Raw genomic sequence first — 12,010 nt, forward strand, 5'->3', positions numbered from 1 at the left:
CTCCAGCAACCCGTCAGCCTACTTCTTGTACTTGGCCCAGGCGGTGTCCAACTCGCGCTCCGCCGTCTTCAGCGCAGTTGCTGAATCTGTGCCATTGCTGATGTCGCTGAACATGCGCCCTGTAATCTCCTCGAACTCAAGGTAACCAACAGTGGCAGGTCGCGGTAATGCTGTGTCCGTCTGCTCTTTGATGACCTGCGCCACCTCTTTACCGGAAGGAGTGGTGAAATCGGGCTGGGTCAGGTAGAAATCGAGCGCTTTGCGTTGCGGCGGCAGTACGCCTCCCGGACGGTACTTTGCGTAGCCGGTGACACCGTCGGCACCATCGACAAGCATCCACTGAAGGAAGATCGCGGCGGCTTCTTTGTTCTTGCTGAAGGGGTTCATGCCGACGGCAAACCCACCAGTGCCTGAGTATGCCTCCGCGCCTTTGAAAGTAGGTTGCAAGGATGCCCCCCAATCAACACTCGACCCATCGAGTACCCCCACGAGGTCAGTAGTAGCCACTTCGAAGGCGGCCTTGCCGGAAGCGAACGCCGCGTCTGTCTGCTCCGAGTTCACGCCTTGAGGCACCACGCCGTCGGCGAACAGGCTCTGATAGAACTCCATCGCCTCAAGCCAGCCCTTGTTGTCAAGTGCCGGGGTCAGCATGTCCGTACCAGTAATCCCGGATCCGCCCCCAAGGGCTTCCGGCATGGATTGCAATTGGTAGTAGCGGTCCGGTTGTTGCAGGAGCAGACCGTACTCGGCCCCCGCCGCTTGTGCCTTCGCACCATACTCCTTGATCTGCTCCCAGGTGAGCCGCTCATCCGGCGCGGGTGCCGGGATGCCGGCAGCCGCGAGGAGTTCCTTGTTATAAAAGAGGACGGTGGTCGAGCTACCCATGGGCACGGCGTAGATCTTGTCGTTGTATGAGTCCGCCTCGACCGCCGCTGGAAAGAACAGGTCATTGTATGTCGAGAACTGAGGCGTGAGGTCCTCAAGGTAGCCACGTTGCGCGAGCGCCGCGACGCGCGGCTGATCGACGTAGAAGAGGTCGGGGCTGCCCTGTTTATTGCTGACGCGGGAGTCGACCACAGTGTTGAGGTCGTTGAACGGCACGTACTCGTACTTCACCGTTATGGTCGGGTGCTCATCCTCGAACGCGGCGATGATCTCGTTGATATTTTGTTTGACCGGGTCGTTGATGCCCACGAAGCTTATGGTCGCCGTTGGATCCTCGGTAGGTATCGTCCATGCCTCCCCCGACGATTCGCCACTCTGCGCACTGCAACCGCTCAAAAGAAGCGAAACGGCCCCGGCGGCCGCGACGATGGTGAGGGGTATGGACTTCTTCATGCGTTACCGCCTTTGACGTAAGGGCGCGCGTGCTGCCGTGCACAAACGCGGGTGAGATGGAAAGTTGAACAACCGCGGTTCTACTCGTGTAGATCCGCACGGTTGGTAGCATACACGAATGATGTCATCCCTTAAATCATCCGCCAGACCAAAACCTGTTCTGCTCGACTGCGACCCGGGCATTGACGATGCTTTCGCCATCTTTCTGGCACTGAAGAGCCCCGAAATCGATCTTGTGGGGGTCACAACCGTGGCAGGAAACCAGACGTTGCCAACGGTGAGCAATAATGCGCAGGATCTCTTGGCATTCTTCGGCAGCCCGCAGGTGCCGGTGGCATTCGGGGAGGCCCGCCCGTTGCGCCGGGACCCGGTTGTGGCCACGTCCCACGGCCTGACCGGGCTAGGCGGCCGGACCCTTCCTCGCGTGGCCGGTGAACCGGCATCGCGCGATGGCGTGGGCTTCCTGCTCGACACCGTTTTTGCGCATCGCCCTGGTGAGCTCACCATTGTTGCGATCGGGCCACTCACCAACCTTGCGCGCGCATTGGAACGCCGCCCCGAAGTGGCGCAGCACGTGCACGAGGTCGTGATTATGGGCGGCGCAAATAACGCCGGAAACATGTCGCCGGTTGCAGAATTTAATTTCTTCGCCGACCCCGACGCCGCAGCGTGCGTTCTGAATGCCGACTGGAAAATCCGCCTACTCGATCTGACCCTCACCTGGCAATCCGCAGTACCCAGTTCCATCGCCCAACGGCTTGCCCGCACTGCGGACCCGATCGCGCAAACTTTCAGCGCCTGGCTTGACTTCTACTCACAGGGCGAGACCACGCCTGGCGCTGATGGCCCTTCGCTCCACGACCCGTGCGCGATGGCTGCCGTCATCGACCCCAGCCTCATTTCCACAGTTCCTGCCTTCGTCGCGGTGGAAACGCAAAGCCCGTGGACTCTAGGCGAGAGCGTGGTCGACACAGCTGGCTATTTCGGGCGCGAACCGAACGTCCAACTCGGCACCACTTTGGACCGTGAGGGTTTCTGGCGCCTTCTGATGGGATACATTCCCGGCACTGAGTGAACAGGGTCAGGTTGCCGAACGCACGTTCTTGCTGCGACGCATGGCGGCTATGCGGGCGCTGCAACGAAAGGACCGTAGTGTCTGACTCGGCGCATTCGCCGGGGATCTGATGGTCTCCGGCTGTGGAGTCTTCGGATGACGCAAACCATTGAAAAAACACCGACTCGCCCGATCGAGGGTGTGGAGACACGGTCGATCGACTACGTTCCTGCCGGGGAACGCGGCGGCAGGCTCTTCGATCAGGCGACTATTTGGTTCGCGGGAAGCGCTCATTTGCTGACTCTCGCGACCGGGGCGATCGGCATCTCACTGGGACTTAACTTGAGCTGGACCCTGATCGCACTCGCCATCGGCACAGTTCTGGGTACGATTCCGGTTTCCGCTCATGCAACACAAGGTCCGCACCTGGGCCTCCCGCAGATGGTTCAGTCTCGGCCACAATTCGGTCGGTACGGCGCACTCATGATCTGGGCGATGGCAATTATCGTGTACTGGGGCTACGTGGTGATCGGCGGCAGGTCGGTCCGGTACGGGTATGCTGCCACTCCTCGAGCGTGCGCGGTGAGACCCGCAGGAGGTCGGCGACCTGTTGCCCGGTCATGATCTGCGCGTCGTCGGCCGTCATGAAAGAGAGGTACGCCGCGTCAGCCCAGGCTCGGCCGTAGCAGGCAGGTATTCGGCCGGATCAGCCGGGGCCGACGTCGCGGAAATGGCGACCGGGAGGGGTTTCTGGCACCCAAAGTGTCACTTTTGACGGTCGAGAGTGTGTCTGGAAACAAAAGAACCCTCGGTTTCCCGCGGGAACTCAAGGGTTATGGCTGGGGTACCTGGACTCGAACCAAGAATAAAAGAATCAGAATCTTCCGTGTTGCCAATTACACCATACCCCAAGGCGCCGAGCTGAAGCCGGGCCGACTGTCTACATTATCCCACTGAACCGCGGCTATCAAACTGGCACTGGCCGCGAACCTGCATCCGAGCACTCAGGATCGCTCCGATAGGGTTGTAACCGAAGATGTTCCTGACGAGAACCGCCTGATCAGTAGTCAGAATCCCGCGTTCTCGATGCGTATCTGACCACTCGGCCCGCGCCAGAAAGTGACGACATGACAACCAGATGGGCACGCTTTGTGCGCGGCTGGTTGACGGCGATCCTCGCGGTGTTCGTCGCCGCACTCTTCCACCTGGCCGCTGGCGGAGCCGCACCCGGCTGGCTCGGGGTGAGCATCGCGCTCGGATTCTCCGGGATGCTCAGCGTCATCCTTGCCGGCAAGACCGTGTCACTTGCGCGCATCACGATCGCCGTCGCGTTCGCCCAACTGCTGCTGCACATCATGTTCAGCCTCGACGCCGCTGCCGGAGGGATGACGGTGACCGGCAACGCCCACCACGGCCCGGTCTCAATCACGTTCGCCGAATCCGCTGGCGCCGCGACAGCACACGCACATTTCGACGGGTGGATGATCGTCTCCCACGCCGCCGCCGCACTGATCACCATTGCCGCCGTCTACCGGGGCGAACGAAGCTTCTGGGCGCTCGCCCGACAGGGCGCCGAACGGCTCACCCTCGTTTTCATCGGCGCCTTCACGCCGGTAGTAGTTCCGGGGCGCGCATGCCTCTACCGCATCGCATTGCTTCTCAGCCTCACACCAGCGGGTATTGACGTACCGCTTTCAAGCCGCCAGCACCGGGGCCCTCCGCGCCTGATCCCCGGTTTCTAACCGCGCCTGCCGTTCGGCATGAGCGCGGGTTGCGTTGCGTCGTCGGCGCAGCGCTGCCTCACGGCGCCGCCCTGCGCTGACCTGCTGCCCCGCGCTGCCCTGCCACACTGCGCTGCCACATGGAGCTGCGGATGCGGATAGGCGTGTGCCGGGAAGGCTTGCGCAGGTGCATCGCTATCACCCCCCTCGTATCCCTCAGTTCTCTGGAGTGACACTCATGACCCGTTCTCGAACCAGGCGCCCAGCCGCACGGATGGCGCTCGTCGCCGCCGCGGCATTCTTCACCTTTGCCGCAGCCGGTCTCGACGCATCCGCCGCACAGGCTCACGATCAGATCTTGGAACAGACACCCACCGACGCAACTCACGTGGCACTCGTGCCCGATGAGGTCACGGTGCTGTTCTCCAACGACCTGATCGAGGTGGGGGCAGTCATGCTCGTCGTTGACACGAACGAGGTCGACTGGGCCGACGGCCCGGTGCAACTGCGGGGGCCGATCGCGGCGCAACCATTGAAACCAAATACGCCTGACGGTGCGTACACCGTGCGCTGGCGAGTGGTTTCCAGCGATGGTCATCCCATCTCTGGGGCATTCTCGTTCACTGCTGGTAACTCTGCCCCCTCCCAGGCCCAGCAGCCGACGGCTGCAATCACGCCGCCCTAGGACGACGACGAATCGCTGGCTGAAACCGGCGCCGCCGACATGGTCGCCTCGGACGAAGCGAACGATCGGGCCGCCAGCACGGAGCCTGGCGGTGCGGTCGTGCGCATTCTGGGAATGGCCGGCCTTGGCGCGGCCATCGGGACCGCCGCCTACATCACTTTCATATTCATTCGGCGGCGCGTGGCCTGAGCGTCAGCACCGCCCTGGCTCAGCACGCACAGCGTGCCGAACCGAAATCCTACAAAAGGAGTACCACTGATGAAATCTTTCCCTATCCCCCGCCTGCTGGTCGTTACGGCTGCGTCCGTGTTGTTGCTGAGCGGCTGTGCCGCTACCGCGGCTCCGGCATCTGAAACGGTTGAAGACGCACCAACGAACACCGTCGCGCTCACCCATTCCGAGGCCCTGCATATCGAGGATGCCTGGGTGAAGGCCGCCGATGACGGCATGTCTGCAGCCTTCGGAATGCTGGAAAACAGCGGAACCGAGCCGGTCACGCTGGTGTCGGTCACCTCGGCAGCATCCGAACGGATCGAATTGCACGAGACGGTGGAGAACGATTCCGGTGCCATGGTGATGCAGGAGTTGCCCACCGGGTTCGTCATCCCCGCCGGAGGCTCGATGGAGCTGAAGCCGGGTGGCAACCACATCATGTTAATGGGGTTGGCGGCGCCAATCCAGGCCGGTGACGAAGTGAACTTCACGCTGACGTTCGCCGACGGTTCCAGCCGGGAGCTCACCGCTCCGGCAAAGGACTACTCCGGCGCCAACGAACACTACGAGGGCGACATGGACCACTCCGAACACACCGAACACGGCCATGATGACCACGCGGAGTCAGGAAACTGAGATGACCTCCGATCAGCCCACAACCGCTGGTCGCCGTCTCAGCCGGCGGCACCTCCTGCTCGGGGGTGCCGCCGCCGGGATCGGTGCGGCCAGCGCCATCGGTATCGACCTGGCCGGCCGCTCCAGCCAACCGGCCAGCGTCGCCCCGACCGCCGGCCCGGCCCCGGCCGCCGCGCACGGCGGCGAGACGGTGCCGTTCTTCGGCGTGCATCAGGCCGGCATTGAGACGCCACCGCAGGCGCACGGCACCTTCATCGCCCTGGACCTTCGCGACGACGTCGACCGGGCGGGGCTCATCCGCCTCATGAAAATTTTCACCGACGACGCCGCTCGCCTGAGCCAGGGAACCCCGGCACTGGCCGACTCCGAGCCAGAACTCGGAGTCATTCCGGCCGCGCTCACGATCACGTTCGGCTTCGGGCCCGGCGTCTTCACGCGCGCAGCACGTACCCAGGTGATGCCCGGCTGGGTCGGACCACTTCCGGCCTTCGGCGTCGACCGGCTCGAAGAGAAGTGGAACGACGGCGACCTTTTGTTGCAGATCGCCGCCGACGACCCCGTCACCGTGGCCCACGCCACCCGCATGCTGCTCAAGGATGCCCGCTCGTTCGCCCGGGTGCGCTGGACGCAGCCCGGGTTTCGGCGGGCACGCGGCTCCGAGAAGCCCGGCACGACCATGCGCAACCTGTTCGGCCAGGTGGATGGCACGGTGAATCTGGAGCCCGGCACTGCAGACTTCGAGCATCTCGTCTGGGGCGGGAACAACCCTGATTGGATGCACGGCGGCACGGGCTTCGTGCTGCGCCGCATCGAGATGAACCTCGACAAGTGGGACCGCCTCGACCGGCCGGGGCGAGAGGCATCCGTGGGTCGCACCCTCGACACCGGCGCACCGCTCACCGGCACCGTCGAGTCGGATGAGCCCGATTTCGAGGCGAAGACGGCGATCGGGTTTCCGGTCATTCCCGAGTTCTCGCACATCCGTCGGGCCCGCACCGACAACCCCGACGAGCGCATCTTTCGCCGCACCTACAACTACGACGAAGTGCCGACCGGCGACCGGGTCTCCGACTCCGGCCTCCTGTTCGCGTCGTTCCAGGCGGATGTCACCAAGCAGTTCGTGCCCATTCAGAAACGCTTGGACGAACTTGACCTGCTGAACAAGTGGATCACTCCGATCGGCTCGGCGGTGTTCGCGATCCCGCCCGGTTGTGCCGCCGACGGATACATCGGCGAAACCCTGCTGGCAGGCTGAGCCACCGTCACAGCGTTGCGGGTGCTCACCGGTCGTGCCCGGCGAGCGCGGCGGTTCGGATCCGCCACTGAGCGACGGTCGACCGGTCGAAGGATAGGGGTCTACGATCAATTTTCGACCGCAATCACATAGCTCGTGGAAATTTCGGTTGCGGACAGTCCGATGCCGAAGGTCGGATGCGAGCAGTCAGCTGCGATCGGTCAGCGTCACGCCGCCAGGAGAGCCCGCAACCGTTCGAGGCGAGCGAGCGTCTCGGCACGGCCGAGGATCTCCATCGATTCGAACAGTGGGGGCGAGATGCGCCGACCTGAGATACCGACCCGCAACGGGGTATAGGCGACTCGCGGCTTCAGCCCGAGACCGTCGATCAGCGCGGCGGTCAACTGCTCGTGGACGCTCTCGAAGTTCCAGTCGGCATCCGACAACCCGCCGAGGGTCGCGATCGAGGTGTCGATCACGGTCGACGCATCCGCGGCGAGGGATGCGACCGCCTGCTCGTCGTAGTCCAGACCGGCAGCGTCGGTGAACAGGAACCCCAGCAGCGCCGGCGCCTCCCCCAGCAACGCCATGCGCTCCTGCACGAGGGGTGCGGCCTGCGCGAGGATCTCCCTCTGATCGGCGGTGATTGGCTCGGTCAGGATGCCGGCGGCCGCGAGGTACGGGATGGTGCGCACCGCGAAATCGGCGATGCCGAGCATACGGATGTGTTCGCCGTTGATCGCCTCGGCCTTTTTCAGATCGAACCGGGCAGGGTTGGGGTTCACTTTTTCGACGTCAAAGGCCGCGACCATCTCTTCGATCGAGAACACGTCGCGGTCGTGAGTGAGTGACCAGCCCAGAAGGGCCAGGTAGTTGATCAGCCCTTCCGGGATGAAGCCGCGGTCGCGGTGGTGGAACAGGTTCGACGACGGGTCGCGCTTGGAAAGTTTCTTATTGCCCTCGCCCATGACATACGGCAGGTGGCCGAACCGCGGGATCCACTTGGCGATCCCGACATCGATCAACGCGTGGTACAGCGCGATCTGCCGCGGTGTGGAACTCAGCAGGTCTTCGCCGCGCAGCACGTGGGTGACTCGCATCAATGCGTCGTCGACCGGGTTGACGAGCGTGTAGAGCGGGTGCCCGTTAGGACGCACCACGACGAAGTCGCTGAACGACCCGGCCGGAAAGGTGATCTCGCCGCGCACCAGGTCGGTGAATGACAGTTCGGTGTCAGGAACCCGCAAACGCAGAGCCGGTTGGCGGCCTTCGGCGCGGTAGGCTGCCCGCTGGTCTTCGGTGAGGTCGCGTTCGAAGTTGTCGTAGCCCATCTTCGGGTCGCGCCCCGCGGCCACGTTTCTGGCCTCGATCTCTTCACCGGTGGCGAACGACTCATACAAGTGGCCGGATGCCTTGAGCTTCTCGATGACCGTCGCGTAGATCTCCCCGCGCTCAGACTGCCGGTAGGGGCCGTCGGGCCCGCCGACGCCTTCTCCCTCGTCCCAGTCCAGCCGCAACCACTTCAAGCCGTCAAGCAGTTGCTCGTAGCTCTCCTCGCTGTCGCGGGCGGCGTCGGTGTCTTCCACCCGGAAGATCAGTTTGCCGCCGGTGTGCCGGGCGTAGGCCCAGTTGAACAGCGCGGTGCGGATGAGGCCCACATGCGGCGTGCCTGTCGGTGACGGGCAGAACCTGACGCGAACGTCGGTGCCGGTGGCGGTGGAAATGGGGTGGGAGCTGGAGGTAACCATATCCATCAATCGTACCGGTGGCACCCGGCCGCTGTCGTGGCGGCCAGATGCAGCCGCCGGGGTGCGCGCCCCATTACGCGGAAACGAAGCACATCCTGTTGATCCGCCCGGAACTATCCGGGCAGATTTTCATTCCCGCGGCAATCTCGAAAATTCAGGACGAGAGCGCTGCCGGCCCGGCATGCGGCTCGGCCCACCTCTGCTCCTGTGCTTTATAACGTCATATCGGCGGTGCGCCCGTCGTTGGCGCGCCGGAGATCCCACCGTGCGAAGCGAATCAACCCGGAACGTGTCAGTCCGAAGCGCCGACGACCGGGTTGAAGAGCGTGCCGATGCCGGAGATGTCGATCGCAACGGTGTCGCCGTTGGAGATCTGCCCCACCCCGGCCGGGGTGCCGGTCAGAATGATGTCACCGGGCAGCAGCGTGAAGATCCGCGAGACGAACGCGATCACGTCGGGCACCGAGTGCACCATGTCCGCTGTCGAACCCTGCTGCACCACCTTGCCGTTCAGCCTGGTCTCGATGGCCAGTTCGTCCCACGCCAGTTCGGTCTCGATCACCGGCCCCAGCGGGCAGAAGGTGTCATATCCCTTGGCCCTGGCCCACTGGCTCTCGGTGCGCTGGATGTCGCGGGCGGTCACGTCGTTCGCGATCGTGTAGCCGAACACCACCTCGGCGAAATCTTCGACGGCCACATTGCGTGCGACACTGCCGATCACCACGGCCAGTTCACCTTCGTACTCCACCTGTTCGCTGTCGGCCGGCAGCCGAATGTTGTCACCCGGGCCCACCACCGCAGTATTTGGCTTCAGGAATATGAGGGGGGATGTCGGTGCCTCGCCGCCCATCTCGCTCGCGTGCGCGTGGTAGTTCTTTCCGACCGCGATGATCTTCGAGCGCGGGATGACCGGGGCCAGCAGGGTGGCATCCGCCATCGGCACTCGCTCCCCGGTGGTGTCGAACCCGGCGAACATCGGGTCGGCGCTGAGCACGACCAACTCGTCGGCCTCCTCGTCGAGAATGCCGAAGGAGATAGCTTTGTCGTGGGTGAACCGTGCGATCTTCATGCGTCGAGCCTCGTCATCCAACCGTGAGTATCGGCCGCACGCCCGTATTGAATATCGGTGAGCGCCTGCCGCAGCTCCATTGTCACTGTCCCGGCGGGTGCGTCAGCGTCGCCGATCGTGAACGACTCGGAGACGACCTGTGAGATCGGGGTGACGCTGGCCGCGGTTCCGCAGGCGAACACCTCGGTGATCTCGCCGGAGGCAGCTTCTTCGCGCCACTCGTCGATCGTGACCGTACGTTCGGTGACCTGGTGGCCGGCATCGCGGGCGAGCTGGACGATGCTCTCCCTGGTCACCCCCTCGAGGATCGTGCCGGTCAGGGCGGGCGTGACGATGCTGCCGTCGCGGTGCACGAAGAAGATGTTCATACCACCGAGTTCTTCAACCATGGTCTCGGTGGCGCCGTCGAGGAACAGCACCTGGGAGCACCCATTTGCCTGTGCCTCTTTCTGCGGAAGCAACGAAGCGGCGTAGTTGCCGCCGCATTTGGCTGCGCCGGTTCCTCCCGGGCCGCTGCGGGCGTACCGGGTGGTCAGCCAGATCTTGACCGGGGCCACACCACCTTGGAAGTACGGCCCTGCGGGGCTGGCGATGACGTAGTAGGCGACGCGTTCGGCGGCGCGTACGCCGAGGAACGACTCGTTGGAGATCATGAACGGCCGAAGGTACAAGCTGGTCTCCGGTGCGGACGGTACCCAGTCGCCGTCAACGGCCACCAGTTGACGCAGTGACTCGATGAAGTCGGTGGTGGGCAGCTCCGGCAGTGCGAGGCGGGCAGCGGAGTGCTGCATTCGCGCGGCGTTGCGCTCGGGCCGGAAGGTGTGGATCGACCCGTCAGCGTGACGGAACGCCTTCAACCCCTCGAAGATCTCCTGGCCGTAGTGCAGCACCGAGGCCGCAGGGTCGAGTTGGAGCGGACCGTAGGGCACCACTCGCGCGTCATGCCATCCTTCGTCGATCGTCCAGTCGATGGCGACCATGTGGTCGGTGAAGTGCTTGCCGAAGCCGGGATTCGCGTGCACCTCGGCCCGCTCGGCGGTGCTGCTCGGATGCTCGTTTGCCACCCGCTCGAATCTCAGCGCGGGTGCAGTGCTCGTGGAACTCATAGCTTGCTCCTGTTCATCAGGTCTTCTTCAGTTGTACCAGTTCGTCTTGGGCCACAGATTTTTCGCGGCCACAGTTTCTCGACGCCCACAGTTTCTTCGCGGTCTCAGCGTCTACTCGGCTACAGCCTCGCCGCGATGGCGTCGCCGATCTCGCTCGTTGTGCGGGTGCCTGAGCGTTCGGCCACGTCGGCGGTGATTGCCCGGTTCACCCGGTCTGCTGCCTCGTCGAAGCCGAGGTGTTCGAGCATCAACGCAACCGAGCCGATTGCCGCGGTCGGGTCGGCCTTGCCTTGGCCGGCGATATCGGGGGCCGATCCGTGCACCGGTTCAAACATGCTGGGGAAAGCACCGGTCGGGTTGATATTGCCCGAGGCGGCCAGGCCGATTCCGCCCGTCACGGCGGCGGCAAGGTCGGTGAGGATGTCGCCGAACAGGTTGTCGGTGACGATCACGTCGAACCGTGCCGGGTCGGTGACGAAGAAGATGGTTGCGGCATCAACGTGCAGGTAGTCGACCGTGACGCCGGGGTATTCGCCGGCGACTTTGTCGACAGTGCGTTGCCACAGGCTACCGGCGAAGGTGAGCACGTTGGTCTTGTGCACCAGGGTCAGCTTCTTGCGTGGGCGGGAGTTCGCCTTCTCGAACCCGTAGCGCACCAGACGCTCGGCCCCGAAGGCGGTGTTCACCGAGACCTCGGTGGCCACCTCGTGCGGGGTGCCGCGGCGCAGGGCGCCGCCGTTGCCCGTGTATGGGCCCTCGGTGCCCTCGCGCACGACGATGAAGTCGATCTCGCCGGGGTTCGCCAGTGGGCTCGACACACCGGGAAACAGTCGGCTCGGACGCAGGTTGACATAGTGGTCGAGGGCGAAGCGAAGTTTGAGCAGCAGCCCGCGCTCGACGATGCCGCCGGCCAGGCGTGGGTCACGGGGGTCGCCGCCGACTGCCCCGAGCAGGATCACGTCGTGGGCGGCGATGGTGGCCAGATCCTCGTCGGTGAGGATGTCGCCGGTCTCCAGGTAGTGCGTCGCCCCGAGTGTCAGCTCTGTCGTCTCCAACCGCACATCCGTATCTGCAACCGCGAGGTGCAACACCTTGACTGCTTCGGCGACGACTTCGGGGCCAATTCCATCTCCGGGGATGACGGCGAGTTTGACGGTGCGAGACATTGCGGCGGTGCACTCCATTCTTACTGATACGGAACTGTGC

Annotated in this window: 11 protein-coding genes and 1 tRNA gene; 6 read left to right on the plus strand and 6 right to left on the minus strand. The window is 64.0% G+C overall.

Annotation, left to right across the window (positions count from 1 at the left end):
- Nucleotides 1–18: 18 nt before the first annotated feature.
- Entirely contained in the window at nucleotides 19–1,338 is a 1,320-nt protein-coding gene (locus DL891_RS11025) for a sugar ABC transporter substrate-binding protein (RefSeq protein ID WP_111720479.1), read from the minus strand.
- A 118-nt stretch (nucleotides 1,339–1,456) separates the two neighbouring features.
- Here DL891_RS11025 and DL891_RS11030 point away from each other — a divergent pair, with 118 nt between their 5' ends.
- Together DL891_RS11030 and DL891_RS11035 are read left to right on the plus strand one after the other, a co-directional pair.
- The gene (locus DL891_RS11030) at nucleotides 1,457–2,413 is read left to right on the plus strand and encodes a nucleoside hydrolase (RefSeq protein WP_111720480.1); all 957 of its coding nucleotides are present in this window, start codon (nucleotides 1,457–1,459) and stop codon (nucleotides 2,411–2,413) included.
- A 135-nt stretch (nucleotides 2,414–2,548) separates the two neighbouring features.
- Complete coding sequence (locus DL891_RS11035) at nucleotides 2,549–3,016, plus strand: cytosine permease (protein ID WP_111720481.1); 468 nt, start codon at nucleotides 2,549–2,551, stop codon at nucleotides 3,014–3,016.
- Nucleotides 3,017–3,228: 212 nt separating this feature from the next.
- Here DL891_RS11035 and DL891_RS11040 read toward each other — a convergent pair.
- A tRNA-Gln gene (locus tag DL891_RS11040) sits at nucleotides 3,229–3,303 on the minus strand.
- 216 nt (nucleotides 3,304–3,519) lie between these two features.
- On the opposite strand from DL891_RS11040, the gene DL891_RS11045 reads away from it, so the two are divergent.
- From DL891_RS11045 to DL891_RS11060, 4 genes are all read left to right on the plus strand, one after another.
- Complete coding sequence (locus DL891_RS11045; RefSeq protein ID WP_111720482.1) at nucleotides 3,520–4,134, plus strand: hypothetical protein; 615 nt, start codon at nucleotides 3,520–3,522, stop codon at nucleotides 4,132–4,134.
- A 217-nt stretch (nucleotides 4,135–4,351) separates the two neighbouring features.
- Nucleotides 4,352–4,798 carry a copper resistance CopC family protein gene (locus DL891_RS11050; RefSeq protein ID WP_111720483.1) on the plus strand — a complete coding sequence of 149 codons (447 nt, stop codon included), beginning with the start codon at nucleotides 4,352–4,354 and terminating at the stop codon, nucleotides 4,796–4,798.
- Nucleotides 4,799–5,056: 258 nt separating this feature from the next.
- Nucleotides 5,057–5,647 (plus strand): copper chaperone PCu(A)C, encoded by a 591-nt coding sequence (locus DL891_RS11055; RefSeq protein WP_111720484.1) that lies wholly within the window; start codon nucleotides 5,057–5,059, stop codon nucleotides 5,645–5,647.
- Nucleotide 5,648: 1 nt separating this feature from the next.
- On the plus strand, nucleotides 5,649–6,902 hold the full coding sequence (locus tag DL891_RS11060; protein ID WP_111720485.1) for a Dyp-type peroxidase: 1,254 nt from the start codon (nucleotides 5,649–5,651) through the stop codon (nucleotides 6,900–6,902).
- A gap of 206 nt (nucleotides 6,903–7,108) precedes the next feature.
- Here the strand turns inward: DL891_RS11060 and gltX are convergent, their stop codons facing one another.
- The 4 genes from gltX to DL891_RS11080 form a co-directional block, all read right to left on the minus strand.
- Complete coding sequence (gene gltX, locus DL891_RS11065; protein WP_111720486.1) at nucleotides 7,109–8,629, minus strand: glutamate--tRNA ligase; 1,521 nt, start codon at nucleotides 8,627–8,629, stop codon at nucleotides 7,109–7,111.
- A gap of 292 nt (nucleotides 8,630–8,921) precedes the next feature.
- Nucleotides 8,922–9,698 carry a fumarylacetoacetate hydrolase family protein gene (locus DL891_RS11070; RefSeq protein WP_111720487.1) on the minus strand — a complete coding sequence of 259 codons (777 nt, stop codon included), beginning with the start codon at nucleotides 9,696–9,698 and terminating at the stop codon, nucleotides 8,922–8,924.
- Nucleotides 9,695–10,804, minus strand: a complete 1,110-nt coding sequence (locus tag DL891_RS11075) for a branched-chain amino acid aminotransferase (protein WP_111720488.1) — start codon at nucleotides 10,802–10,804, stop codon at nucleotides 9,695–9,697. Before DL891_RS11075 ends, DL891_RS11070 begins: the two co-directional genes overlap by 4 nt.
- A 119-nt stretch (nucleotides 10,805–10,923) precedes the next feature.
- On the minus strand, nucleotides 10,924–11,970 hold the full coding sequence (locus DL891_RS11080) for a 3-isopropylmalate dehydrogenase (RefSeq protein ID WP_111720489.1): 1,047 nt from the start codon (nucleotides 11,968–11,970) through the stop codon (nucleotides 10,924–10,926).
- Nucleotides 11,971–12,010: the final 40 nt, after the last annotated feature.

Source organism: Homoserinimonas sp. OAct 916, assembly GCF_003260275.1.
In the GTDB taxonomy this organism is placed as follows: Bacteria; Actinomycetota; Actinomycetes; order Actinomycetales; family Microbacteriaceae; genus OACT-916.